We start from the raw sequence: 23,841 nt of genomic DNA, 5'->3' as shown, positions 1-23,841 counted from the left end.
GCAGGCGGTTTTGCTTCATATTTAGATTATGGGATGTAAAATCGTCCTGCATGGGTTGCATAGTTATAAATAATGCCAGGAGATGAGAACAAGAATATGAGTATTGAACAATATCAGAGCACTTTTATTCAGAGTAATTTTGCTGACCGCATCGGCGGCGCTAACTACGGCAAGGATACCAACATTTATAAATTTGAAAAAATCAAACGTGCAAAAGCATCGGCGAAGCAGGACTTTCCTGATATCGAACTGATCGACATGGGTGTAGGCGAGCCGGACGAAATGGCTGACGAAGGCATCGTTGCCAAGCTGGCTATGGAAGCTGCAAAGGAAGAAAACCGCGGGTATTCCGATAACGGGATCCCTGAATTCAAAGCGGCAGCCGCTGCTTACCTGAAGGAAGTATTCCAGGTTGAAGGCATTGACCCTGTGACGGAAGTGGTTCACTCCATCGGTTCGAAGCCGGCCCTGGCTATGCTGCCGTCCGCCTTCATCAATCCGGGCGACATCACCATCATGACCATTCCGGGTTATCCTGTGCTTGGTACCCACACCAAATATCTGGGCGGACAAGTCTACACTGTTGAGCTTAAGAAGGAAAACAACTTCCTGCCTGACCTGAACTCCATTCCGGAGGATATCGCTCACAAAGCGAAGCTGCTCTACCTGAACTATCCGAATAACCCTACAGGCGCAAGTGCAACTCCTGAGTTCTTCGCTGAGGTTGTAGTCTGGGCTAAAAAATACAATGTCGTAGTTGTCCACGATGCTCCTTACGCAGCCTTGACTTATGACGGCGTGAAGCCGCTGAGCTTCCTGTCCGTACCTGGCGCGAAGGATGTCGGCGTAGAGCTGCACTCCCTGTCCAAGTCCTATAACATGACCGGCTGGAGAATCGGCTTTGTTGCCGGTAACCCGCTGATCGTAAAAGCATTCAGCGACGTTAAGGACAACAACGACTCCGGTCAGTTCATTGCAATCCAGAAGGCTGCCGCTTACGGTCTGGCTAACCCGCAGATCACCGAGGCAATTGCCGCCAAGTACTCCCGCCGCCACAACATGCTGGTAGACGCGCTGAACAGCCTGGGCTTCAAAGCCGAGAAACCGAAGGGTTCGTTCTTCCTGTATGTAGCTGCACCTAAGGGTGTCAAAGGCGGACGCCGTTTTGAATCCGGTGAGGACTTCTCCCAGTTCCTGATCCGCGAAAAGCTGATCTCCACTGTGCCTTGGGATGATGCCGGCCCGTTCGTCCGTTTCTCTGTTACCTTTGTAGCTAAGGGTGAAGAAGAAGAAAAACGCGTAATCTCCGAAATTCAAAGACGTCTCTCCGACGTTGAATTCGAATTTTAATGATAAAGCCGCCGCGGTCTTAACAGACTGCGGCGGCTTTTTTATGAGTGGGGGAAATGGGGGGTTCCGGTGATGGATACGTATTATTTTGCCGGCGGGCGGTACGCCTTTTTATGAAATGCATTGATGTACTTGAACAGGGACTCCCCTTTATCTGTTACTGCAACTTCCCGTGCGAGCGGCTTCAGCATGGCCTGATACGGCTCCGGTACCCAGATGTACTGATGAACGTAGGGCGTAAGGACGAAGCCGTTCTTTTCCCAGAAATGAATCCGTTCTGTATGTTCCTCCGACGTGCCGGATTCTGCCTCGATAATAACTCCTTGCACGCCATGTTCCTTCTGTGCCCATTCCACGACTGAGTTCAGCAGCAGTGTACCGGCTCCCCGGCCGCGCAGCTCCCGGCTGACCGCCAGATAATCAATGATGAGCCGCCGGCCTTCTTTTCCGTCGATTACACCTGTAACAGCCATCCCGGCTGTCTGTCCAGCTAACATTCCGGCGTGCAGATAGCCGATTCCAAGGTCCAGCATACTATGCAGGATTTTTTCAGGCTTGGCCCCGCTGGGGAAAGCCTCCCGGTACACCGGCTCCACGGACCTCCATAGCTCATCGTTCCACTCTGCAATTGTTATTAGCTCCATGTTCATCCTCAAGTCGCCTCCGGATTTATCATAACAGACCGGGCGGGGCATAGTAAAAAATGGTGCTGTAGCGGGAATGGCCGCTTTAGCGCGGATTAACTTTTGGCTGCTGTCTGTAATATGACATACAGGTGTCTATTTCAATCGGATAGAATGATAGCATAAGTCAAGATAAAGAGGTGTGCCTGTGGACAAGATGGATTATAAAAAAGCTAACAAGGATCTATACCAGCCCAAGACTGTGCCTGGTGTGGTTGATGTGCCTGAAATGACCTTCATCCAGGTGGACGGACAGGGTGACCCGAATGAGCCGGAGGGCGAATATCAGCGGGCTGTAGAAATACTCTATGCGCTGTCCTATGCGATCAAAATGGCTCCCAAAAGCGGTCCGGCGCCAAAAGGATACTTCGAGTACGTCGTGCCTCCGCTGGAGGGCCAGTGGTGGCAGGAGGACATTCACGGGGTGGACTACGCCCGGAAGGACAGGTTCTGCTGGACCGCGATGATCCGCCAGCCTGAGTTTGTGGATTCGCAGGTGTATGCGGCTGCTGTGGAGACAGTAAACCGTAAAAAACCGCAGATCGATGTTGCCAAAGCCCGGCTCGTAACCTTTACGGAGGGGCTGTGTGTCCAGTGTATGCATATCGGCAGCTATGATGAAGAACCGGCGACCGTTGAGAAAATGAACAGGTATATAGCAGAACAGGGTCTGCTGTGTGATCTGTCTGACATGCGGAAGCATCATGAAATTTATCTGTCCGACCCGCGCAAATCGGATATTGCGAAGCTGAAGACGATTGTACGGCATCCTGTACGCAGGGCGGAGTAACACTGGGAAATATGTAGCTTAATGATAATTGGACCGGGGATTGGGTAAATACAAAGTAAGTCTGCCCCAATGTAAACCGGAGGAGTGATGTGCGTGGATCATTCAGCTTCAAAAGAGCCCGGGAATGAAGGCGTTGTACCCAACTGGCAACCGTCCTCCCTTCCTGTCATGCAGCGTCATACAGAAGCGTATCTCGACAAGCAGCTGCTGCCGCTGCAGCGGATTGAGGCCGGGGGCCCTCTGCAGCGGGCCGATCTGAAGAGCTTCCCAGACCCGGTTCGTTACATTGGCTACGCTATTGTCTATGGCATCCCCCTGATCGTCTTAGCTCTAATTCTAATTAGCCTTTTAAAGTAAGCCGGCGTTTTTTGCCGCTGATGGTTCTTGCCGATTGTATTTAGTCTTTTTGTTTTCAATCGTTTGCTTTCAGTCTTTTGTAAGCTGAACTTAAGAATAATGGGTACCGGATAGGCGAAACTCTTGTATCTCAAGAATTCAGCCATCTCAACAAGTCCGGTTTTTGAGTTCTCAACCAATCTAGTTGGATTTTTGACACTTAAATCCGGTATTTTTCGCTATCTACGGCCATTAGTTGGAAAAAAGGCATCTAAATCGGGCTATTTATCGCTCGGTAGGGTATTCCGGCTAAATTAAGTGTCTTTTTTCCAACTAGTCTCTGGGAAGAGGGTTTCACCGGTAAAATAGTTGGCAAATTTGCACTTAGATAAAACAGCCTAGCCGTCATCCCTTTGCTCCTTCTCCCCCGAACTGGGAAAGCCTTCTGTTCAGGTGGAACCCCGCAGCAGCGCCCGGCACCGAACAAGTGTATTTATAACTAAATGTAAAACTTTCCCGGTTTGACATCAAGACAAACATCTGTCATAATTCCCTTTAGTTGAATATGCGCCTTTAATTCAGTCCCGTGAGGCTGGCAAGGTAACGTGAATCGAGGTTCGCGACAATTGGATGGGATCCGTATGAGTACGGATAGCCTCTTTATGCGCGCGGACATCCATCTTTTTAATCTGCGGATTTCACTCCTTGCCTGCTTTGGGCAAGGAGTTTTTTGATTTCCGGGAACTTGAACGGGCGTACAAGTGAAAGGATGGCTGGATAAATGGCTACCGAAAAAAATGTAATTATGGATGAAACGGCGATCCGCCGGGCGCTGTCGCGCATTGCACATGAGATTTTGGAGAAAAACAAAGGTATTGAGAATTGTCTGCTGGTCGGCATCCGCACCCGAGGGGTGTATCTGGCCCAGCGGATTGCAGAACGGATCAAAGAAATTGAGGGCGTGGAAATTGCCTGGGGCGAGCTCGACATCACGCATTACCGGGATGACCGCGAAGGCGGAGATAACCGGGAGGCAATGGACCAGGCGGCGGCAGAGAGCATACTGAACCTGCCGGCAGGCAGCGGCGGTATCCGCGACAAGAAAGTGATTTTGTTCGACGATGTGCTGTACACCGGACGTACGATCCGCGCGGCGATGGATGCCCTGATGGACTGCGGACGGCCGCGGATGATTCAACTGGCTGTACTGGCCGACCGCGGACACCGCGAGCTGCCGATCCGGCCGGACTACATCGGCAAGAACGTGCCGACCTCCAGGCATGAAGAGATTGAAGTTTCGCTTACGGAATACGACGGCAAAGACGAGGTTTACATTATTTCCAACCGGGAGGAACGATAACAATGATGACAGCAACCAAGGTGAAGGAACGCAGTCTGCTGGGGATTAAAGAGCTGGACCGGACAGAGCTTCTGCAGCTTTTGAACAGAACCGCGTATTGGGATAATCAGGCTGAGAAGCTGACACCGGTGCTGAGATCACAGTTTGTAGCTAACATGTTTTTCGAAAATAGCACACGGACCCGCTTTTCCTTCGAAATGGCTGAGAAACGTCTTGGGGTGCAGGTGCTGAATTTTACGGCGGCAGCTTCCAGTGTAGAAAAAGGCGAGTCGATCTACGATACAGTGCGCACACTGGAATCGATGGGGATCGACGCCGGAGTTGTGCGTTTGAAGCCTGCAGGAGTGCTGCAGCAGCTGGCGGAGAAGGTATCCATCCCGCTGATCAACGCCGGAGACGGAAACAACGAGCATCCGACCCAGGCGCTGCTGGACATGTATACGATGACCAAAAATTTTGGTGAGCTAAAGGGCCTGAAAGTGTCGATTATCGGGGACATTATGCATAGCCGGGTGGCCCGCTCGAACCTCTGGGGACTGACGAAGATGGGAGCAAGCGTGCAGTTCTGCGCCCCGGACAGCATGAAGGCGCCTGAACTGGCACAGTATGCACCCTACGTAAGTATAGAAGAAGCGCTGAAGGCCGATGTGGTCATGATGCTGAGAGTGCAGCTGGAGCGTCACGCAACCGGCATCCTGCAGTCAGCTGAAGAGTACCGCAGGCAGTATGGACTGACGGAGGAACGGGCGGCCAAGCTGGATAAGAACACAATCATCATGCATCCGGCGCCGGTCAACCGCAATGTGGAGATCGATGATGCGGTAGTCGAGAGCAGCCAGTCACGGATTTTCCCGCAGATGGCTAACGGTGTTCCGGTGAGAATGGCAGTCATGGAGCGTGCTCTTCAATAGAAGAGACAGACTCTAAAAAAACCTGACATAAATGGATTAATAAATATACACAAAGATGAATTTTTATTATATAATACAAACAGGGTCTGGAGCTGCGGCTTGCAGGCAAAAGGAGAATCAACCGTGATCATTAGAAATGCCAGCGTATTGAACAAAGAAGGCGAACTGGAAATCAAGCATATCGTGGTTCAGGACGGGATCATCACAGCGGTTGAAAGTGAGCTTCCTGCGGAAGAATCCGGTGAAATTGTAGACGCGGAAGGCAAGCTGCTGGTACCGGGCCTGATCGATATGCACGTGCATCTGCGCGAGCCGGGCTTTGAGCATAAAGAAACGATTGAAACCGGCGCACGGTCGGCGGCCAAAGGCGGATTCACCACCATCGCCTGCATGCCGAACACCCGCCCGGTGACTGACACTCCGGAAATAGTCGAGCTTGTAAAAGAAAAAGCGCGTGAAGCCGGACTCGTTAAAGTGCTGCCTTATGCGGCAATCACCAAAAATGAGCTTGGCCGCGAGCTGACAGACTTTGCCGCCCTGAAGGAAGCCGGAGCGATCGGCTTTACAGACGACGGTGTAGGTGTACAGACTGCTCAAATGATGAAGGATGCTATGAAGCTGGCTGCAAGCCTGGATATGCCGGTCATCGCCCACTGTGAGGATGATTCACTGGTCGAAGGCTGTGCGGTTAATGAAGGTACTTTTGCAACCAAGCATGGCCTGAAGGGGATTCCGAATGAGTCGGAAGCCATCCATGTAGGGCGCGACATTCTGCTCGCTGAAGCGACAGGCGTACACTACCATGTCTGCCACGTCAGCACAGAGCAGTCGGTACGGCTGATCCGCCAGGCGAAGCAAATCGGCATTAAAGTAACTGCTGAGGTTTGTCCGCACCATCTGCTGCTCTCCGAAGAGGACATCCCGGGAATGGACGCCAACTGGAAAATGAACCCGCCGCTGCGCTCCCGCCGCGATGTGGAAGCCTGCATCGAGGGACTGCTGGACGGCACGATCGACATCATCGTAACCGACCATGCGCCGCACAGCGAGGAAGAAAAAGCCAAGGGCATGCAGCTTGCACCGTTTGGCATCGTCGGTTTTGAGACTGCCTTCCCGCTGCTGTATACCGCTTTTGTAGCGACAGGCAAATGGGATCTGTCCTTACTGGTACAGCGGATGACCGCTGATCCGGCCCGCGTGTTCCGGCTGAACACAGGCAGCCTGGCAGTAGGTGCGCCGGCTGACTTGACACTGATTGACCTGAATGAAGAGCAGGTGGTAGACCCGGCCACTTTTGCCACTAAGGGACGCAATACACCGTTCACCGGATGGAAGCTGAAAGGCTGGCCGGTAGCAACCTGGGTAGACGGCAAAGCCGTCTGGACACAAGCCAACTAACGATCCTGACTGAGTCAGGATAGAGACAATAGAATCAGACTACAGAAACAAGAAGGAGTGGAAGGAAATGCAGGCAAGATTGCTGCTTCAGGACGGAACGCTGTTTACAGGGACCGCATTTGGCGCTGAGGGCGAAATGACAGGCGAGGTTGTATTTAACACAGGGATTACAGGTTATCAGGAGGTGCTGTCGGACCCATCCTACTGCGGACAGATCGTAACAATGACTTATCCGCTGATCGGGAACTACGGCATTACCCGTGATGATTTTGAATCTGTGCGTCCTTTTGTACACGGCTTTGTTGTACGCCGCCATGAAGAAGTGCCGAGTAACTGGCGTGCTGAATACAGTGTGGACGACCTGCTGAAGGAATATGGCATTCCCGGCATCAGCGAAATCGACACCCGGATGCTGACCCGCATTATCCGCCACTACGGAACAATGAAAGCCATCCTGACTACTTCTAACAAGCGTGTGGAAGAGCTGATGGAAATGATGGGCGACACAACGATTGAAGAGCTGCGCAACCAGGTTGCGCGCACTTCTACGACTACAAGCTACAGCAGCCCTGGAACAAAGGAACGGATCGTGCTGGTTGATTACGGCGCGAAGACCGGTATCCTGCGCGAGCTGAACAACCGCGGCTGTGACGTAGTGGTCGTGCCTCATGATGTAACTGCGGACGAAATCCGCCGTCTGAACCCTGACGGAATCCAGCTGTCCAACGGCCCTGGGGACCCTAAGGATGTGCCTTATGCCGTGAACACCATTTCCGAGCTGCTTGGCGAATACCCGATCTTCGGCATCTGCCTGGGTCACCAGTTGTTCGCACTGGCCTGCGGTGCAGACACCGAGAAGCTGAAATTTGGCCACCGCGGCGGTAACCACCCCGTTAAGGAGCTTGAAAGCGGACGCTGCTTCATCACCTCGCAGAACCACGGCTACACCGTTAATGAAGAATCTGTGCAGAGCACCGAGCTTGAAGTGACGCACATCAACAATAATGACAAGACCATTGAGGGTCTGAAGCATACCCGTTACCCTGCCTTTTCGGTGCAATACCATCCGGAAGCAGCGCCGGGACCGCATGACAGCAGCTATCTGTTCGACCGTTTCCTGCAGATGATTGCCGATCACAAAGCGAAGACGCCTGCCGGCTCACGCCAGGCACAGCTTGCTGCCAATGCCAGAATCACGGCACCTAAACTAACAACGAAGCTTGAAGCCGTGAAAGGAGCTCTATAATCATGCCTAAGAACGATAAACTTAAAAAAATCCTGGTAATCGGCTCCGGTCCAATCGTCATCGGCCAGGCGGCCGAGTTCGACTATGCAGGCACACAGGCCTGCCAGGCTCTGAAAGAAGAAGGCGTCGAGGTTGTACTGATCAACAGCAACCCGGCCACCATCATGACTGATACTAACATGGCTGATAAAGTCTATATCGAGCCAATCACCCTTGATTTCGTAACAGGCATCATCCGCCAGGAGCGTCCGGACGGATTGCTGCCAACGCTGGGCGGTCAGACCGGCCTCAATATGGCAGTTGAGCTGGCGCGTGCCGGCGTACTGGAAGCGGAGAACGTGAAGCTGCTCGGTACTCAGCTGCATTCGATCGAGAAGGCGGAAGACCGTGATTTGTTCCGCGAACTGATGCGCGAGCTGGACCAGCCGGTTCCGGAAAGTATCATTATTACAACTGTTGAAGAAGCGATGAGCTTCGCTGAGGAAATCGGCTTCCCGCTGATTGTCCGTCCGGCTTATACGCTCGGCGGAACAGGCGGCGGTATCTGTGATAATGCGGAAGAACTGCGTGAGACGGTTAAAGCGGGTATCCGCTACAGCCCGATCGGCCAGTGTCTGGTCGAGAAGAGCATCGCCGGAATGAAGGAAGTCGAATATGAAGTAATGCGTGACGCGAACGACAACTGTATCGTGGTCTGCAATATGGAGAACTTTGACCCTGTAGGTGTACATACTGGCGACAGTATCGTTGTGGCACCGAGCCAGACGCTCTCCGACCGTGAATACCAGATGCTGCGCAGCGCTTCACTTAAGATCATCCGTGCGCTGAATATCGAAGGCGGCTGTAACGTACAGTTCGCGCTTGATCCGCAGAGCTATCAATATTATGTAATCGAAGTGAATCCGCGTGTCAGCCGCTCCTCGGCGCTTGCCTCCAAGGCAACCGGCTATCCAATCGCTAAAATGGCAGCCAAAATCGCACTCGGCTACACGCTCGACGAAATCGTTAACCCGGTTACCGGACAGACGTATGCCTGCTTCGAGCCGACGCTGGACTATATTGTAAGCAAAATCCCGCGCTGGCCGTTCGACAAGTTCACCTCGGCGAACCGCAAGCTGGGCACACAGATGAAAGCGACCGGCGAAGTAATGGCGATCGGCCGTACCTTTGAAGAGTCGATCCACAAGGCAGTCCGTTCCCTGGAAATCGGAGTTCACCGCTTCCGTCTGCCGGGTGCCGAGCTGCTGGAAGACAGCGTCCTGCGTACCCGTCTGGCAAAAGCGGATGATGAGCGCCTGTTCCTGATCGCCGAAGCCTACCGCCGCGGCTATCAGCTGCAGGAAATTCAGGATATTACGAATGTAGACTGGTGGTTCCTGTCCAAGATTGAAGGACTGGTACAGTTCGAGGATGTGCTGCGCAGTGAAGAAACACTGAGTGCTGAAACCTTGTACCAGGCCAAACGCAAAGGCTTCACTGACCGGGCTATCGCCGAGATCCGTGCCGAAGGCCGTCCTGGCGGTGCACAGACGAAGGAAGCGGATGTCCGCGCCCTGCGCCTGGCCCAAGGCCTGACACCTGTCTTCAAGATGGTAGATACCTGCGCCGCTGAATTCGAAGCATCGACGCCTTACTACTACTCGACATATGAAACAGAAAACGAAGTTACGCATTCCGATAAGCAGAAGGTTGTAGTGCTCGGCTCCGGTCCGATCCGTATCGGCCAGGGGATTGAGTTCGACTACTCTACTGTACACGCGGTGTGGGCGATTCAGAACGCCGGCTATGAAGCCGTCATTATCAATAACAACCCGGAGACGGTGTCTACGGATTTCAATACTTCAGACCGGTTGTATTTCGAACCGCTTTTCTTTGAAGATGTAATGAACGTCATTGCCCAGGAGAATCCGATCGGGGTTATCGTGCAGTTCGGCGGCCAGACGGCCATTAACCTTGCTGCGCCTCTGGCGGCAGCCGGTGTGAACATCCTTGGAACCAGCCTGTCGAGCATCGACGAAGCCGAGGACCGCAAGCGGTTTGAAGCGCTGCTGGCCCGTCTGGATATCGCACAGCCGAAAGGCAAAACAGTAACCGATGCAAGCCAGGCTGTAGAAACAGCACAGTCCCTTGGCTATCCGGTGCTGGTGCGTCCTTCCTACGTGCTGGGCGGACGTGCGATGGAAATCGTATATAACGATACTGAGCTGATGAACTACATGGTTGAAGCGGTTAAGATCAATCCGGAGCATCCGGTACTGATCGACCGTTACATGCTCGGCAAAGAGGTTGAGGTTGACGCGATCTGCGACGGTGAAACCGTAGTAATCCCGGGCATCATGGAGCATGTGGAGCGCGCAGGCGTCCACTCCGGCGACTCCATCGCCGTATATCCTCCGCAGTATCTGGATGAAGGACTGAAGCAGAAGATCACCGACATCACGATCAAAATTGCTAAAGAGCTGAAGACCATCGGTCTGGTGAACATTCAGTTCGTTATCTACCAGAACGAAGTGTATGTCATTGAAGTAAATCCGCGCTCCTCGCGTACGGTTCCATTCCTGAGCAAGGTGACCGGCATTCCAATGGCCAATCTGGCGACCAAAATCATCCTTGGCAGCAAGCTGAAGGAAGAGGGTTATACAGAAGGCCTCTGGCCGGAGAGCGACTATGTATCGGTTAAAGTGCCGGTGTTCTCTTTTGCCAAGCTGCGCAGAGTTGAGCCTACCCTGGGACCTGAGATGAAATCGACCGGTGAGGTTATGGGCCGCGACAAGCTGTATGCCAAGGCGCTGTACAAAGGTCTGATTGGTGCAGGGATGAAAATTCCGGCAACCGGCGCGATCATCGTTACGGTAGCGGATAAAGACAAAGCCGAAGCGGTTGAGCTGATGAAGGGCTTCCATGCTATGGGCTACAAAATCATCGCTACAGGCGGCACGGCGCAGGCGCTGGAGCAGTCCGGCCTGAACGTGATGAACGTCAACAAGCTGGATGAAGGCGAGCCTACGATCCTCGACCTGATCCGCAGCGGTCAAGCGAACTTCGTGTTCAATACCCTGACTAAAGGTAAAACACCTGAGCGTGACGGCTTCCGCATCCGCCGTGAAGCGGTTGAGAACGGCGTGGTATGTATGACCTCGCTCGATACCGTAGCGGCGCTGCTGAAAATGCTGCAGACGATCAACTTCTCGTCACAGTCGATGCCCGCTTTTGTCGGACAATAAGATATGAATACCAGGAACCGCCTGCGGGCGGTTTCATACAGGGGACGGTTTGCGTTATCGCAGACCGTTCAACTGTGCCCGGGCAAGCAGATGATGAATGAAGGAGCTGGAGAATCACCCATGGAACAGCAAACCCCTGAGCAGACAGAGCTTGAAACGATTGGTCAGATTGCCAAACGGGATGAAATGGCCGGCAGGCTGATGATTCCGCTCGACTACCCGGATGCGGACTCCGCGCGGGTCCTGATTGATAAGCTGGAAGGCATTCCGTGTTACCTGAAGGTTGGCATGCAGCTGTTCTATGCAGCTGGGCCGGATTTTATCAGAGAGCTCAAGGAACGCGGCTATAATGTCTTTCTGGATGTCAAAATGCACGATATCCCAAACACCGTCCGTGGCGGTGCTGAGAGCATTACCAGGCTTGGTGTGGACATGTTCAACGTCCATGCCTCCGGCGGCAAGACGATGATGGCTGCAGCACTTGAGGGAGCCGCCAAGGCGGTCAGCCTGAACCCTTCACTGCATATTCCGCTGATCATCGCGGTTACACAGCTTACAAGTACCAGCCAGGAAGTCATGAACGATGAAATCGGCATTTCCGGGAATGTAGAAGATACCGTAGTACGTTATGCCAAGCTTACTGCTGAAGCCGGTTTGCATGGCGTAGTTGCTTCCCCGCAGGAGTCCGCAGCGATCGCAGCAGCCTGCGGTCCTGAATTCGTTACTGTAACACCGGGTATCCGTCCGGCAGGCTCCTCCCTGGATGACCAGTCCCGGGTAATGACACCTGGACAAGCTATCCGTCAGGGCAGCCACTTCCTGGTTATAGGCCGGCCGATTACAGCAGCAGCCGATCCGCGCGCAGCAGCACTATCCATAATTGAGGAGATGACACAAGCATGAGTACATTGTCTAATACAAGTCAGCAAGTAGCAGCCTATCTGCTGGAGATCGGGGCGGTCGCCCTGCGTCCGCAGGACCCATTCACCTGGACCTCCGGCATTAAGTCACCAATCTATTGCGATAACCGCCTTACAATGTCCTTCCCGGAAGTGCGTAATTTTATTGCAGGCGGCTTTGCAGAGCTGATTAAAGCCAGCTATCCCGAAGCACAGGTCATCGCTGGCACAGCAACCGCCGGTATCCCGCACGCGGCCTGGGTGTCCGACAAGCTGAATCTGCCGATGGCTTATATCCGCGATAAGGCCAAAGGCCACGGCAAGCAGAACCAGATCGAAGGCAGTATCACTCCAGGCCAGAAGGTTATCGTTATCGAGGACCTGATCTCCACCGGCGGAAGCTCGATCAAAGCAGCCCAGGCTGTGGAAGAAGCAGGCGGTGAGGTGCTGGCTGTTCTGGCGATCTTCAGCTATGAGCTGGACCGCGCGACTGAGGCGTTCGCAGCAGCCGGTGTGCCGCTGCAGAGCCTGTCCAACTACACAACCCTGATCGATGTAGCCCTGAGCCAGGGCAAGATCGCTGAGAGCGATGTAGCGCTGCTGCAATCATGGCGTAAGGATCCGGCGTCGTTCGGAGTGTAAAATGTTTTAATTGCGGGACTTGCGGCTTTCCGGTTATGAGAGCTGCAAGTCCCGCATATTTATCTGTCATGATGGGGTATGCTATTACTGCAGCGCTGAATACCCGACTTCAAAGGAGACATCCATCATGAACTGGATTTATTTTGCCAAGCTGTTCAGGACGAGATTTCAGGCAGGCTGTCTGGCCAAAAGGCTGGAGCAGGACGGCTGGATTTACGGCTATCATGACCCGCGCTTTGTTGAAATTTACCGGTCGCGGAAGGGCCGTTACGGGGTTCGTTTTTTACCCTAAGCAATTAACAATTTCATCCTTGACTTTAGGGCCTTATTTAATGTATATTAACTATTGTCGCTGTTTGAATAAGTTTACTGACGCGGGGTGGAGCAGCCCGGTAGCTCGTCGGGCTCATAACCCGAAGGCCGCAGGTTCAAATCCTGCCCCCGCAACCAATTATTCTTTTGCAGCCATTGTACATTCGGATACCTAGTCCGGGCCCTTAGCTCAGTTGGTTAGAGCGGTCGGCTCATAACCGATTGGTCACAGGTTCGAGTCCTGTAGGGCCCACTTCATTAAACCCCTTGCCTAGCAAGGGGTTTTTGCTTTGTTTGGGTTTATTGGTGGTTAGTATGAAGGAGGATTGGAATTATAATGGATATTCAGATGATGATTGTGCGGTAGAAGGATCTTATATTAACCAGGCCTCATAAAGCTCGGGTCTTTGAAGTCTAACGAACTCCCTGAAACGGGATAACAGGTTCAGGTTATTGAGTTCATCAAATAGTATTTTAGGTTTAGGAGAGTGAAATGCGAATGAGTGTACAAGATCAATGGCAACAAGGGTTTGTGAAGGGGTTAACAGAATATGTCTCAATGCCGCATCGATCCGTTGCAGGCCTAAGCGCTTCATTTCCTCTAGCAAATCAATTATTTTTTTGGCTATGGCATCATCAATGCAGGGATTATGAAGAAAGTATTCATCTAACCCCTGTCCCTGTATATACTCTATTACGTTATAGTTAACTCCGGAATCAAATAATTTTGGGAAGAATGAAGAAGATTGCACATGCTTAAGCACAATGGACTCCAGCTTGGCATCATCGGGAGACGCATAGATTTTAACGCATCTGCCGGAATCCAATAAAAAAACAGCACCTTGCGCACCGGCTCCGATAAGGGGGAGGGATGTGGGATTATCAAAAGAAACCTGATAATTTACGCCTGGCAGCTGAATTCCGGGATAAACCGTAATCGTTGTAAAGTTATCCATCCGTTAAACCTTCTTTTCATTATAATCCTTACTCCATACGGGAAAATGAATGCGGACTGCTTCTATCGCCTTACGTAATAGGGCTAATCTCGAGTCCAGATAAGAAACAACTGCACGGCCTTGACTGTCAAGGAACCTCCACTCACCGGGTACACCTGATACTACTTGCTTAAGGGCAGCATAACTGAATGACTCAAATTTCTGTAATGCAGCTTCAAAGGGAGATTTGCTATCCAAAGAAGGAACAAATTTCTGGTACAATTCACCCCAATAAGTAGAAATGTAAGGTTGATGGGCTGAAACAGAGCGTTCATTCCAAGACGGCCCTTTCAAAATGTTAGCTTGGTCTATCATCCATAAATGCGGTATCAGAGAGTTGGATATCAGCAGGTTGGTATTTGCCTCATTAAATATATGCCGGTCATTGTTGTTCACCCAGTAATCAAATAGAATGATATCAGCTGTTTTATCAATATTATCTGCCTTGGAAAAATCAGAGTCAGGGGTTACATTGACAGCATTCTCGATGTAGAGGCTTCCGAAATGCGGACCTGCTTGTGCATACCCTCTTTGAAGTTCGGGATTTCGTAGAATAATCTCCTTATCCAGAAGGATGACCGCTCCTTGTGGTACAGGAAGATCAAGCAATAAGGCTAATCTGTAGCTAATCAATTCATTAACCAGAACCATAGTGCCTTGAGGATTGGAACTGAGTTTAACCACGTAGGTTTGACCATCTTCACAACGGATTAAGTGAGGACGGCTATACCCTGATTCGATTGGTTTAATATAATATTCTCCGCGTATCATTAGAAACCACCTTCTCATCTTAAATTATGAGGTGGAATAATTCAAAGATTAGGCGAAATGGTATTTTAATTTGCTGATTTTTTTAAAATGGGTCTTCGGTACAATGGTTGCAGCCTTACCCCAGTACTTTGTCAGTGATATAAAATATCCCGCCGGACTTGCGCCTATGGCATTCATTTTTTCTCTTGGTTAATCATCGGATATATAATTGATTGGATGTTTGCACGATATAAATCAAAAAACAAAATCTAATTTCCACCCAATAAGACTGATTGTACTCTGTGCAATAGAATCCGTTATACCCCATTGAACTTCATATATTACTGTAACAAAGTATAAAAAAAGCCCACACTGGGCTCAAAACTTCTCAGGATTTTCAATTCTCATCGAGGCAATTTCGCCGCATCTTTTACAGAACGTGTAGATCACTCCAGAGCCTAAGGAAAAGGCCTTGTTGATCGGCATCACGCGGGCATAACCATTATTTAGCTTGCCCTTAACGAATTCGGTTCTTCCGCATGCTTTACAAGCCGGCTGTGCCTGGTTCATTATATCCACCCCACAGTACGTATTTCTAATTGTATACGCTGAGTTTAGTAATTACGTTTCATGAACAGGAGGCCCCCATATGAAAATCAGAACATTCACTGAGCAGGACGTCACACAGCTTGTCACTCTTTTTTACGAAACGGTACATTCGGTCAACAAACGGGATTACTCGCAGGAACAGCTCAACGCCTGGGCGTCGTATGAGGATGAGAGCCAGCGGCTTAGCAAATGGAAGGACGCTCTGAGCCGTAATATTAGCTATGTTGTAGAATGCAATGGCGAAATCGCCGGGTTTGCAGATATGACGCTTGAAGGGTATTTGGACAGGCTGTTTGTACATAAGGAATATCAGCGGAAGGGAATTGCTAAGGCACTGGTGAATACCCTGGAGGCGGAGGCGCACGGGCTGGGTTTGACTGAGATCCGTACGGAAGCGAGTATTACGGCGAAGCCTTTTTTTGAGCAAACAGGTTATGAGGTGGTCCGGCAGCAGGTTGTGGAACGCAAGGGCGTGAAGCTGGAGAATTATTGTATGGTGAAAAGTTTGCGCTGAAATCGATAGAACGATTTTCTTCATATGAACATAGAGAGGGGCGACAACAGGATGAAAATGCATACTGACCCCCGGGGGGAAGCGTATAGGCAGGTCATCGACTTAGGTATACAGAATGCTGAATGGTTTGTGCTGGGTGAGAAGTTTTCGACTGAGCCTGGGGTAGATACATCAGCAAGAGAGCGATATGAACCTGTCTTAAATAACTTGAAGCCTTACCTCGTGAAGACGATTGTCATTCAGGACAAGGATACGAAAGAAATCAGGAAGGAACTTGGCAAGCTCAAAAATACATATAACAGTCACGCCTTTTACGGCTCGGGCACATACTATTTCTACCGTTGCTGTGAAGAGAGCGGGAATGTACTGAAGCAAGCAGCAGAGCGGCTGGCGGACTGGAAGTATCCCAAGCTGCCGGAGGACCTGTGTTTCCTCAAAAAAGAGGGCGGGGACTATCTCTACTCAGTCGTGCATGAACGCATCTATGGCATGGAAGTAACGGAGGAAGAGGCAGCGGGACTGATGGAGCAAGTTACGGGGCTCTTCTTGGAGCTTGCTGCGCACCGGGAGCTAGACTGTCTGCTGGAGGATGCCATCAGGCACAGGACAGACAAGCTGTACATCAGCGGACACCGGCTGACGGAGCTGCCTGAGCGGATAAGGGAGCTTAAAGCGCTGCGGGAGCTGGAGATATTTGAGCAGGATTTGTATCGTCTGCCGGACGGGCTGTTTGAGCTGGAAAAGCTGGAGCGCTTAACAATCATGACGGCTGATCTCAAGGAAATTCCGGCATCCATCGGCAGGCTGAAAAACCTGAAGGAGCTAACCATCCAGTGCGCCAGCTCGGACCGTCCAGTGCCCGGTTACCAGTTCAAGCCGAAAGCGGAGATTAGCCTGAACCGCATACCGCCGGAGATCGGAGAGCTGGAGCAGCTGGAGCGGCTAACCATACAATACACCGCGATCCGCGGGCTACCCGTCGAACTGACGAAGCTGAAGAAGCTGCAGGTTCTGGATCTCGGGATGTGCATGATTCCGGAAAAGCCGGATTTTTTGCAGGAGATGGGGCAGCTGAAGTATATCAATCTGTCACAGGACTCTTTATGGTGAGTTTCAGTGAGTTTCAGCCGCGTGTGAGAGTGTGAAACGGGGTGAGGGGGATTTTTTCAATAGTAGAGTTTATTTTTGAATGTATCGTAGATACGTTTTGGGAAAACCGCAGAAAGAAAAAGAAGGACAAGCAAAAGGAAGTATCATGAACAACGGGTACACAGCAAAGCAGCCCGCCTACCAAGGCAGGGCTGCTTTTATTTGGGTCATCAGGCCGGTCCCGTTGCCGCGGGCCACAGCCATCCTTATGGAGTCATGCTGTCCCACAGCGCCTGGAATGCGCCGGCTTCCACTTCGAAGAACACCGGTGCGTTGCCATAGCGCACCAGTCCCTGGCCGAAGAGCACCAGCTGAACCTGTACCTTGTCTTCCAGCTCCAGATAGACAATTTTGCGGTCTTCACTATCGTAGATGCCTTGCTCTATCAGCGGCTCAGCGGCTAATGGTTTGGCAGCCTCAAGTGCACTCAGGAAGCCGTCAAGGGCCTCGCCGCCTGCAAGCGGTGCATACTGCTGCTGTCCGTTGTTCCAGCTGTCGAAGCTTTTCCACCGGGCGGAGGCAATCCGTCCCTCCAGATTCAGCTCACCAAGCAGGTCGGCACCGCTGTTAACGGTAATGCCGTTGGTATGCTCATACAGGTCTGCGAATACCTGGCCGTCGATTTCCATGTAGGACATGATCAGGAAACCGGAACCGTAGCCCTTTACAGTATAGATATCAGCCACGCCGATGTTGGAGGACAGTTCAGTGTAGCCATCCTTGCCGGTCCATTCGTCAATACCGCCTGTAGTTGTTCCGAGCTTATCGCCGCGCAGGGCAGCGAGATCGGCAGCTTCCATCCGTGTTAGGGTTTGTGTATACACATTCCCTTCATATACAACCAGAGGGACCATGCTTGCCGAAACCTGGGCATTCGGATCCGGAAGCTCCACCTTAGGGATAGTGATGCCTGTTCCCGGGTCTACCTGGGCCACCTGCGCCGGAGCCGCCGGGCCGTTGATCTGCTGCCAGATATTTGGTCCGGCGATACCGATGCCTGCAGCAATTACGAGACTTGCCGCGATGTACATCGTTTTGCGCGGACGTTTCCGTTCCTGCTGCTGCTGTTCCATTTTACTGATCAATCCGTTTTTCGTATTTTCACTTGGTTTCATAGTATCCACCGCTTTCTTATATTGTTGGCGAAACTGATCTTCGTTCACTCTGATTCCGCTCCTTCCAGCTCCAGTTTTAACTGCTGGCGTCCCCGCTGAAGCCGCATTTTCACAGCAGAGTCGCTGATCTGCAGAATTCTGCTGATTTCCTGTACCGAATAATCCTCGTAGTAGTAGAGATGGATCACTGTTTTGACCTTCACGGGCAATGCCATTACGAGCTGAAGCAGCGCCAGATCCACAGGACCGTCTGCAGCCAGCGCTTCAACACCTTCCAGCTTGACCTCGCGCTTGCGCCAGCCTCTGCCCAGCATTGTTTTGCAGGTATTGGTAAGCACACGGATCAGCCATGCCTTCTGATGCTCGGCATCGTTAAATGCCGGCGCTTTTTCCATCAGCTTGATGAATGTATCCTGAACGGCCTCTTCAGCATCCTGGCGGCGGCCCAGATGGACCATCGCAATCCGGAACAGCATCTCTGAATAGGCTTCATAACTCTTTATCACATGATTTCCCGGCCGGGTCATGGATCGCTGCATGATGCAATGACCTCCTTTATACCTATAACACCACTACGAACGGGATTTGGTCACATTTTGTTTCGGAAAATTTTAATTATTACGCTGCGATGTCATATTATTCTGATTAGGCCAAGGGGATACGGGGTAAAATCCGGTAAGTCTGCATACCTTATTCTGGAAAATCAATGCTATGGAATGAAATAGTGAAGGGGCGAGAATATGCATAACAGAAAATATTTAGCAGGAATCGGTCTGGTGCTGGCCGCTATAACCATGAGTGCCTGCAGCAGCAATAATGAAGCGGATAACGCAGCTTCGACGGATCAGCCGTCTGCACCAGCTGCTGCGGAGGAAGCGGCCGCTTCAGTCCAGCCGTCAGCAACGTCCGCGCCGGCGGCGACTGAACAGGCTTCTGCCCAGCCGGCTGCGGGGGCTGCATCAGAGGGGTTGCCGGAGAATTTGCCCGGAGACTTCCCGCTCCCGGAGGATGCGGTGATCAGCGTGTCGCATTCGGAAGAGAATGAGGGCAAGAAGGCGGCGCTGCTCATTTTCAAGACCAATGAGAGCATGGAAGCTGTAACCAAAACGTACAAGGATTATTTCGCTGACAAGCTGGGAAGTGAGGCTGTACAAACAATAGATGAGAAGAATCTGATTATCCAGGGCAACTCGCCGGACAATACGCAAGTCTGGTCTGTCATCGGAGGCGAGCTGTCGGCTGAACCCGGTGTAGTTGAGCTTAATATTACCTGGTCTGAGCTTTGAGATTCGAAGTGGCAGGATACAAAAAACAAACCCCCAGCCTTTAACAGGCTGGGGGTTTGTGCGGGCGCGACAGTATGCAAAAACTAAAGAAGGATCAATCTTCCATTTACCTCTATCTAACCTTCATCCTTTGTAGTAAACTGATAACCCTGGAATAAATTCCATATTTATCAAGGGGGCTAAATGTATGCAGGAACAACTGGCACATGCCAACAAGGCGGCATGGGAAACGAAGGCTTATCAGGCTTGGGTGCAGCATCACGGGACTCCGGAGGCGCTTGCCGGAGAATTAAAGAAGGACCCCCGGCACCCGCTGCGTTACTGGCTGAAATACACAGGTGATCCATCCGGCAAAAAAGTGCTTAACCTGCTCGGCTCCCACGGCCGCAAAGCGATCCCCTTAGCGCTGCTTGGCGCAGAGGTGACGGTAGTCGATATTTCGGCTGAGAACCGCCGGTATGCCATAGAGGTTGCGGCTGCAGCGGGTGTGCAGCTGAATTATATCTGCTCGGATGTCCTGCATATCCCGGATGAAGAATCGCTTGGGCAATTCGACTATGTGCTGATGGAGTTTGGGGTTTTGCATTATTTTACTGATCTTAAGCCTTTATTTTCGCTCGTGAACCGGAGGTTGGGGGAGGGCGGCCGGCTGCTGCTGACGGATTTTCATCCGTTTGCCAGGGCATGGAAGACGACGGAGACGCTCCGGCAGCCGACAGGCAACTATTTTGACGATACGGTCCGGGAAGGCGAGGTTGCCTTTGCCAGGCTGCTGCCGGAAGCAGAGCGTCCGGGATTGAACAAGGTGCTGACGAGGGCCTGGACAGTGGGCGATATTCTAACAGCAGTCGCGGCGAGCGGGCTGTATATCCGTACCTTTGAAGAGATCCGTAACGCAGCCGATCCGAGCTTTCCCGAGTTTTATACCCTGATTGCCGACAAAACAGAAGTGCAGCTGTCTCCGCTGAATCCCTGATTGTAGGCATTAGACAACCAAACGTAAGCATATGGGTACATAAAACACTATTGGGGTGGTGGACCGGTGCTGCGTAACCAGGAGTTCAGAGTTTATATCATTACCAAAGGGGATATTCTCCGATTTGTAGCGATAGAGATTGTGCTTGGAACGATGACCTACTCTATTGCGATGAAGTTGTTCCATAACGTAATTTTGGCGAGTGCAGGCGGCTGGGCGGGGACAGAAGGCTTCAAAAGGCTGATTATGCTGAAGAATATATTAGCTAAATAACCGGATAGCAGAGAGAGGCCATCTCCTGGGAGATGGCTTTTTGGGCTGCCCACATTCAACATCCTTGACCTTAGGTCAGACCTGAGGTTTATCATAGGGATACACATTTGCGGCAGGGGCGGCTTATGAGGAATATGTGCAGCTTGATCATCCCGGGAAAATAATGTCCAGGGCACGCTGGACCTTTGTCAGCCGGAATTTCACTGCTGATGCAGAAAAGGACCTGCAGAACTTCAAGTCTCCTCTACTTTTGCTGTTGGGGGATGACGATATTAATGTAGATGTACAAGAAGCGGAGCGGGTGTACCGGGAGCGCATCATGCCTTCCTCCCTGCTCAACGTCAAGGTGTTTCCGGATACAGAGCACTCCATGCTCAGGACGGCAACGGCTGATTCCAGCCTGCAGGCGACTCTAATCAGCCTGTTTGCACCAAGAAAAATTACAGCGGACGGCTACATGGAACAGATTGAGCTGTTCCTGCGGGAAATATAAGGGCACATAAAGGACATAACATCCAGTTATGCTAGTACCAATAACATGTTTGAAGGCGGGGACTGGATTGAAGAAGAAGCTTCTGCTCGTCGAGGATGAAATCCGGATCCGCGAGCTGGTATCAGACTATTTCATACAAAACGGCTGGGAAGTATGCGAAGCGGATAACGGGCAGGATGCGCTGCTCTGGTTCAGCTCCCAGCCACCGGATCTGATCATCCTGGATATTATGATGCCCAGGCTGAACGGGTTCGAGGTGTGTCGGGAGATCCGCCGGCAATCAGCGATTCCCATTATTCTGCTGACGGCAAAGTCTGCAGATGACGATAAAATATACGGCTTTGAAGCGGGAGCGGACGATTATGTGACAAAGCCGTTCAGTCCCAAGGTGCTGGTAGCGCGGGCTAATGCGCTGATGAAGCGGGTGGAGGGCGGTCATCTGCCGGATTCCGGCAGCCTCAAATTCGGCAATGCTGTCTTTAATACCTCTGCCCACCGGCTGGAAATCGGAGGTGCAGAGGTAGAGCTTGCCCCCAAGGAATATGAGCTGTTATGGCTGCTGATCCGCAATAAAGGCATTGCCGTCTCCCGTGATACCATTCTCGGCCGGGTCTGGGGCATTGAGTTTGACGGGGATTCCCGGGTCGTTGACAGCCATATCAAGAAGCTGCGCAGCAAGCTGGGCGCAGAGTCACGCTGTATCCGTACGGTGGTCGGCACCGGCTATATGTTCGAGGAAGAGGCATGAGAAGGCGGGGAATTACCTTTAAGCTGTTTGTGATGACCGTGATCTTTTTTCTCTGCTTTTACGGGATGGTCATTCTGGGCCAGCTGCTGTTCTTTGACGGCTTTTACCAGCATCAGAAGGAGAGCCGGGTCGAAAAGCATCTTAAAAGCTTTGGTGCCAGCTACACCAGTGAGCAATGGACCGGCAGCCGGCTGTCTCAGGAGCTGGTCCGTTTTATGCTGCGCAACAAGACACAGCTGGCGATTGTGAAGCTGGACGGCAAGATGAATTCGGACGACCCGTATCATATGAAGCTGCGGATGAAGGACGGCAGGGAGCTGGTTGTTTCCCTGTCGATGTTCATGAGCGAATACGGGGACGCGCTGAGGGCAGCGGATATCAAGGAAGAGGATACGTTGACGCTTGAGGGCGAGCTTTTTGAAGAGGACAGCAGCAGCACTCAGGACCTGATCTATCCTGTAAGCATAACCGCCGGCGGCAGAACGATAGGAATGCATGAGGAGGGGATGACGCGGCTGTCCGGAACCGTCACAGAAATTGTACTGCCGGATCTCAAGCTATGGAATCCGCGTCAGGGGATTCTGCTGGAGGCGCTGGAAGAGTGGTTCCCCCTCACTTCTGAGCAAAAGGCGGGTCTTGAGCAGCTGGAAATGCAAAAGCAGGAGTGGACCGCTCCCTGGAGCGGGATCCGCAATTCTGTCATTATTCTGCCCGTCCGGCAGGCCGGCGGAGAGGTCGAGCTGCTGTTCACGGTTACCTCCCTGCAGGATGTCAAGGATTCGAATGAAGCGCTTCGCTGGTTCTTTTTATATCTGGGGCTGGGCGGGCTTGCGCTGATTCTTATTCTCTCGCTGTTCTTCTCCAAGATGGTCACCAGGCCACTGATCAAGCTGAACAATATCGCGAAACGGATGGTCTCACTGGACTTTACTGGAGATAACTCGATCCGGCAAAAGGATGAGCTGGGCAGCCTCTCAAACAGCATGTTCACGTTGTCGGTAAGTCTGGATTCGGCGCTGCGCGAGCTGCGTGAGGCTAACCGGCAGCTGGTCGAGGAGATGGAGCATAAACAGCGGATGGAGAGTATGCAGCAGGACTTTTTTGCCAATGCCTCGCATGAGCTGAAGACTCCGCTAAGTATTATAAAGGGCTTTGCTGAGGGTCTGGAGGATGGTGTGAGTGCAGGCAAGCAGGATCACTATATTAAGGTCATTATTGAGGAAGCCGACAAAATGGAGTTCCTGGTGAAGGATATGCTGGATCTGGCCAGGCTGGAGTCAGGCACCATCAAGCTGCAGAAGAGCTCTTTTATACTGAGTGAGCTGACAGAAAAGGTGGCTGACAAGCTGATTCACCTGCTGGATGGAAAGCGGCTGAAGGTGGTTGTTATTCCGGTGAACGAGCCGCCGGTGTATGCCGACAGCAGCTGGATCGAACAGGTGGTGCTTAATTTCATGACCAATGCCATCCGGCATGCGGACGAAGGAAGCACGGTGACCGTCAGGATAGAGGGGCAGGGGCAGACGTGTGTCCTTAGCATTCATAATCAGGGCGAGCCTGTACCGGAGGATCAGCTCCAGCAGATCTGGGAGAGGTTCTACCGGGCTGAGCCCTCCCGCAGCCGGCTGACAGGCGGAACCGGGCTGGGGCTGTCCATTGCCAAACGGATTCTGGATATGCACGGCTGCCGGTATGCAGTGAAAAACATCGGAGATGGCGTCTGTTTCAGTGTGTACTTTGAAGGCTGAGCAGACATGCGGCATTGAGGCCGGAAAAGGAGTG

General features: G+C 51.9%; 25 protein-coding genes and 2 tRNA genes. 21 read left to right on the top strand and 6 right to left on the bottom strand.

The features are described 5' to 3' along the window. The first annotated feature begins 96 nt into the window (after positions 1 to 96). Entirely contained in the window at positions 97 to 1,350 is a 1,254-nt protein-coding gene (locus tag AC4G46_RS24095) for an LL-diaminopimelate aminotransferase (protein WP_491124946.1), read from the top strand. Between the two features lie 83 nt (positions 1,351 to 1,433). Here the strand turns inward: AC4G46_RS24095 and AC4G46_RS24090 are convergent, their stop codons facing one another. Next, positions 1,434 to 2,000, bottom strand: coding sequence for a GNAT family N-acetyltransferase (locus AC4G46_RS24090; RefSeq protein WP_491124945.1), 567 nt, complete (start codon positions 1,998 to 2,000; stop codon positions 1,434 to 1,436). A gap of 190 nt (positions 2,001 to 2,190) precedes the next feature. Here AC4G46_RS24090 and AC4G46_RS24085 point away from each other — a divergent pair, with 190 nt between their 5' ends. The 12 genes from AC4G46_RS24085 (at position 2,191) to AC4G46_RS24030 (ending at position 13,404) form a co-directional block, all read left to right on the top strand. After that, positions 2,191 to 2,823 carry a GyrI-like domain-containing protein gene (locus AC4G46_RS24085; RefSeq protein WP_491128965.1) on the top strand — a complete coding sequence of 211 codons (633 nt, stop codon included), beginning with the start codon at positions 2,191 to 2,193 and terminating at the stop codon, positions 2,821 to 2,823. Between the two features lie 168 nt (positions 2,824 to 2,991). Beyond that, on the top strand, positions 2,992 to 3,180 hold the full coding sequence (locus AC4G46_RS24080) for a hypothetical protein (protein WP_491124944.1): 189 nt from the start codon (positions 2,992 to 2,994) through the stop codon (positions 3,178 to 3,180). A 760-nt stretch (positions 3,181 to 3,940) separates the two neighbouring features. Next, the gene (gene pyrR / locus AC4G46_RS24075) at positions 3,941 to 4,519 is read left to right on the top strand and encodes a bifunctional pyr operon transcriptional regulator/uracil phosphoribosyltransferase PyrR (protein ID WP_491124943.1); all 579 of its coding nucleotides are present in this window, start codon (positions 3,941 to 3,943) and stop codon (positions 4,517 to 4,519) included. 2 nt (positions 4,520 to 4,521) lie between these two features. After that, the gene (locus AC4G46_RS24070) at positions 4,522 to 5,430 is read left to right on the top strand and encodes an aspartate carbamoyltransferase catalytic subunit (RefSeq protein ID WP_491124942.1); all 909 of its coding nucleotides are present in this window, start codon (positions 4,522 to 4,524) and stop codon (positions 5,428 to 5,430) included. Positions 5,431 to 5,553: 123 nt separating this feature from the next. Continuing rightward, positions 5,554 to 6,828: a dihydroorotase gene (pyrC, locus tag AC4G46_RS24065; RefSeq protein WP_491124941.1), complete on the top strand. Its 1,275-nt coding sequence runs from the start codon at positions 5,554 to 5,556 to the stop codon at positions 6,826 to 6,828. A gap of 67 nt (positions 6,829 to 6,895) precedes the next feature. Then, on the top strand, positions 6,896 to 8,074 hold the full coding sequence (gene carA, locus AC4G46_RS24060) for a glutamine-hydrolyzing carbamoyl-phosphate synthase small subunit (RefSeq protein ID WP_491124940.1): 1,179 nt from the start codon (positions 6,896 to 6,898) through the stop codon (positions 8,072 to 8,074). 2 nt (positions 8,075 to 8,076) lie between these two features. Continuing rightward, positions 8,077 to 11,298 carry a carbamoyl-phosphate synthase large subunit gene (gene carB / locus AC4G46_RS24055; RefSeq protein ID WP_491124939.1) on the top strand — a complete coding sequence of 1,074 codons (3,222 nt, stop codon included), beginning with the start codon at positions 8,077 to 8,079 and terminating at the stop codon, positions 11,296 to 11,298. Positions 11,299 to 11,484: 186 nt separating this feature from the next. Further along, a complete protein-coding gene (pyrF, locus tag AC4G46_RS24050) occupies positions 11,485 to 12,201 on the top strand; it encodes an orotidine-5'-phosphate decarboxylase (RefSeq protein ID WP_491128964.1) in 717 nt (238 codons plus the stop codon). After that, positions 12,198 to 12,839, top strand: a complete 642-nt coding sequence (pyrE, locus tag AC4G46_RS24045; protein ID WP_491124938.1) for an orotate phosphoribosyltransferase — start codon at positions 12,198 to 12,200, stop codon at positions 12,837 to 12,839. The genes pyrF and pyrE overlap by 4 nt, the downstream gene beginning before the upstream one ends. A 127-nt stretch (positions 12,840 to 12,966) precedes the next feature. Next, positions 12,967 to 13,131 carry a hypothetical protein gene (locus AC4G46_RS24040; protein WP_019909365.1) on the top strand — a complete coding sequence of 55 codons (165 nt, stop codon included), beginning with the start codon at positions 12,967 to 12,969 and terminating at the stop codon, positions 13,129 to 13,131. Between the two features lie 81 nt (positions 13,132 to 13,212). Continuing rightward, positions 13,213 to 13,289: transfer RNA gene (locus tag AC4G46_RS24035), tRNA-Met, on the top strand. Positions 13,290 to 13,330: 41 nt separating this feature from the next. Beyond that, a tRNA-Ile gene (locus tag AC4G46_RS24030) sits at positions 13,331 to 13,404 on the top strand. A gap of 121 nt (positions 13,405 to 13,525) precedes the next feature. Here AC4G46_RS24030 and AC4G46_RS24025 read toward each other — a convergent pair. The 3 genes from AC4G46_RS24025 to AC4G46_RS24015 form a co-directional block, all read right to left on the bottom strand. Continuing rightward, the gene (locus tag AC4G46_RS24025; protein ID WP_491124937.1) at positions 13,526 to 14,107 is read right to left on the bottom strand and encodes a serine/threonine protein kinase; all 582 of its coding nucleotides are present in this window, start codon (positions 14,105 to 14,107) and stop codon (positions 13,526 to 13,528) included. 3 nt (positions 14,108 to 14,110) lie between these two features. After that, positions 14,111 to 14,917: a HipA family kinase gene (locus AC4G46_RS24020; RefSeq protein ID WP_491124936.1), complete on the bottom strand. Its 807-nt coding sequence runs from the start codon at positions 14,915 to 14,917 to the stop codon at positions 14,111 to 14,113. A gap of 357 nt (positions 14,918 to 15,274) precedes the next feature. Beyond that, complete coding sequence (locus AC4G46_RS24015) at positions 15,275 to 15,466, bottom strand: hypothetical protein (protein ID WP_491124935.1); 192 nt, start codon at positions 15,464 to 15,466, stop codon at positions 15,275 to 15,277. A gap of 79 nt (positions 15,467 to 15,545) precedes the next feature. Between AC4G46_RS24015 and AC4G46_RS24010 the strand changes: the two genes are divergently transcribed. Continuing rightward, on the top strand, positions 15,546 to 16,019 hold the full coding sequence (locus AC4G46_RS24010) for a GNAT family N-acetyltransferase (protein WP_491124934.1): 474 nt from the start codon (positions 15,546 to 15,548) through the stop codon (positions 16,017 to 16,019). Positions 16,020 to 16,070: 51 nt separating this feature from the next. Further along, positions 16,071 to 17,129: a leucine-rich repeat domain-containing protein gene (locus AC4G46_RS24005; RefSeq protein ID WP_491124933.1), complete on the top strand. Its 1,059-nt coding sequence runs from the start codon at positions 16,071 to 16,073 to the stop codon at positions 17,127 to 17,129. A gap of 245 nt (positions 17,130 to 17,374) precedes the next feature. On the opposite strand, the gene AC4G46_RS24000 is transcribed toward AC4G46_RS24005, so the two are convergent. Both AC4G46_RS24000 and AC4G46_RS23995 read right to left on the bottom strand, forming a co-directional pair. Beyond that, a complete protein-coding gene (locus AC4G46_RS24000) occupies positions 17,375 to 18,283 on the bottom strand; it encodes a hypothetical protein (protein WP_491124932.1) in 909 nt (302 codons plus the stop codon). A 44-nt stretch (positions 18,284 to 18,327) separates the two neighbouring features. Beyond that, the gene (locus AC4G46_RS23995; protein WP_491124931.1) at positions 18,328 to 18,822 is read right to left on the bottom strand and encodes an RNA polymerase sigma factor; all 495 of its coding nucleotides are present in this window, start codon (positions 18,820 to 18,822) and stop codon (positions 18,328 to 18,330) included. 201 nt (positions 18,823 to 19,023) lie between these two features. Between AC4G46_RS23995 and AC4G46_RS23990 the strand changes: the two genes are divergently transcribed. The 6 genes from AC4G46_RS23990 to AC4G46_RS23965 all read left to right on the top strand — a co-directional run bounded on the left by AC4G46_RS23990 (position 19,024) and on the right by AC4G46_RS23965 (position 23,807). Next, positions 19,024 to 19,569, top strand: a complete 546-nt coding sequence (locus AC4G46_RS23990) for a hypothetical protein (RefSeq protein WP_491124930.1) — start codon at positions 19,024 to 19,026, stop codon at positions 19,567 to 19,569. Positions 19,570 to 19,756: 187 nt separating this feature from the next. Then, positions 19,757 to 20,545, top strand: coding sequence for a class I SAM-dependent methyltransferase (locus tag AC4G46_RS23985; RefSeq protein ID WP_491124929.1), 789 nt, complete (start codon positions 19,757 to 19,759; stop codon positions 20,543 to 20,545). Positions 20,546 to 20,611: 66 nt separating this feature from the next. Beyond that, positions 20,612 to 20,818, top strand: coding sequence for a hypothetical protein (locus AC4G46_RS23980; protein WP_090715886.1), 207 nt, complete (start codon positions 20,612 to 20,614; stop codon positions 20,816 to 20,818). 163 nt (positions 20,819 to 20,981) lie between these two features. After that, the gene (locus tag AC4G46_RS23975; protein WP_491124928.1) at positions 20,982 to 21,311 is read left to right on the top strand and encodes a hypothetical protein; all 330 of its coding nucleotides are present in this window, start codon (positions 20,982 to 20,984) and stop codon (positions 21,309 to 21,311) included. Between the two features lie 67 nt (positions 21,312 to 21,378). After that, a complete protein-coding gene (locus AC4G46_RS23970) occupies positions 21,379 to 22,059 on the top strand; it encodes a response regulator transcription factor (protein WP_491124927.1) in 681 nt (226 codons plus the stop codon). Further along, positions 22,056 to 23,807: a sensor histidine kinase gene (locus AC4G46_RS23965; RefSeq protein WP_491124926.1), complete on the top strand. Its 1,752-nt coding sequence runs from the start codon at positions 22,056 to 22,058 to the stop codon at positions 23,805 to 23,807. The genes AC4G46_RS23970 and AC4G46_RS23965 overlap by 4 nt, the downstream gene beginning before the upstream one ends. The last annotated feature ends 34 nt before the right edge of the window (positions 23,808 to 23,841 follow it).

This window comes from Paenibacillus sp. fava2, assembly GCF_058313675.1.
Note: the sequence above shows the minus strand (reverse complement) of the source record. Positions and strands in the feature narration are given on the sequence as shown.

Bases quoted from the DNA above. Each gene is read 5' to 3' on its own strand.
- AC4G46_RS24095 (WP_491124946.1), top strand. From the start codon at position 97: ATGAGTATTGAACAATATCAGAGCACTTTTATTCAGAGTAATTTTGCT.
- AC4G46_RS24090 (WP_491124945.1), bottom strand. From the start codon at position 2,000: ATGAACATGGAGCTAATAACAATTGCAGAGTGGAACGATGAGCTATGG.
- AC4G46_RS24085 (WP_491128965.1), top strand. From the start codon at position 2,191: ATGGATTATAAAAAAGCTAACAAGGATCTATACCAGCCCAAGACTGTG.
- AC4G46_RS24080 (WP_491124944.1), top strand. From the start codon at position 2,992: ATGCAGCGTCATACAGAAGCGTATCTCGACAAGCAGCTGCTGCCGCTG.
- pyrR (WP_491124943.1), top strand. From the start codon at position 3,941: ATGGCTACCGAAAAAAATGTAATTATGGATGAAACGGCGATCCGCCGG.
- AC4G46_RS24070 (WP_491124942.1), top strand. From the start codon at position 4,522: ATGATGACAGCAACCAAGGTGAAGGAACGCAGTCTGCTGGGGATTAAA.
- carA (WP_491124940.1), top strand. From the start codon at position 6,896: ATGCAGGCAAGATTGCTGCTTCAGGACGGAACGCTGTTTACAGGGACC.
- carB (WP_491124939.1), top strand. From the start codon at position 8,077: ATGCCTAAGAACGATAAACTTAAAAAAATCCTGGTAATCGGCTCCGGT.
- pyrF (WP_491128964.1), top strand. From the start codon at position 11,485: ATGGCCGGCAGGCTGATGATTCCGCTCGACTACCCGGATGCGGACTCC.
- pyrE (WP_491124938.1), top strand. From the start codon at position 12,198: ATGAGTACATTGTCTAATACAAGTCAGCAAGTAGCAGCCTATCTGCTG.
- AC4G46_RS24040 (WP_019909365.1), top strand. From the start codon at position 12,967: ATGAACTGGATTTATTTTGCCAAGCTGTTCAGGACGAGATTTCAGGCA.
- AC4G46_RS24025 (WP_491124937.1), bottom strand. From the start codon at position 14,107: ATGGATAACTTTACAACGATTACGGTTTATCCCGGAATTCAGCTGCCA.
- AC4G46_RS24020 (WP_491124936.1), bottom strand. From the start codon at position 14,917: ATGATACGCGGAGAATATTATATTAAACCAATCGAATCAGGGTATAGC.
- AC4G46_RS24015 (WP_491124935.1), bottom strand. From the start codon at position 15,466: ATGAACCAGGCACAGCCGGCTTGTAAAGCATGCGGAAGAACCGAATTC.
- AC4G46_RS24010 (WP_491124934.1), top strand. From the start codon at position 15,546: ATGAAAATCAGAACATTCACTGAGCAGGACGTCACACAGCTTGTCACT.
- AC4G46_RS24005 (WP_491124933.1), top strand. From the start codon at position 16,071: ATGAAAATGCATACTGACCCCCGGGGGGAAGCGTATAGGCAGGTCATC.
- AC4G46_RS24000 (WP_491124932.1), bottom strand. From the start codon at position 18,283: ATGAAACCAAGTGAAAATACGAAAAACGGATTGATCAGTAAAATGGAA.
- AC4G46_RS23995 (WP_491124931.1), bottom strand. From the start codon at position 18,822: ATGCAGCGATCCATGACCCGGCCGGGAAATCATGTGATAAAGAGTTAT.
- AC4G46_RS23990 (WP_491124930.1), top strand. From the start codon at position 19,024: ATGCATAACAGAAAATATTTAGCAGGAATCGGTCTGGTGCTGGCCGCT.
- AC4G46_RS23985 (WP_491124929.1), top strand. From the start codon at position 19,757: ATGCAGGAACAACTGGCACATGCCAACAAGGCGGCATGGGAAACGAAG.
- AC4G46_RS23975 (WP_491124928.1), top strand. From the start codon at position 20,982: ATGTCCAGGGCACGCTGGACCTTTGTCAGCCGGAATTTCACTGCTGAT.
- AC4G46_RS23965 (WP_491124926.1), top strand. From the start codon at position 22,056: ATGAGAAGGCGGGGAATTACCTTTAAGCTGTTTGTGATGACCGTGATC.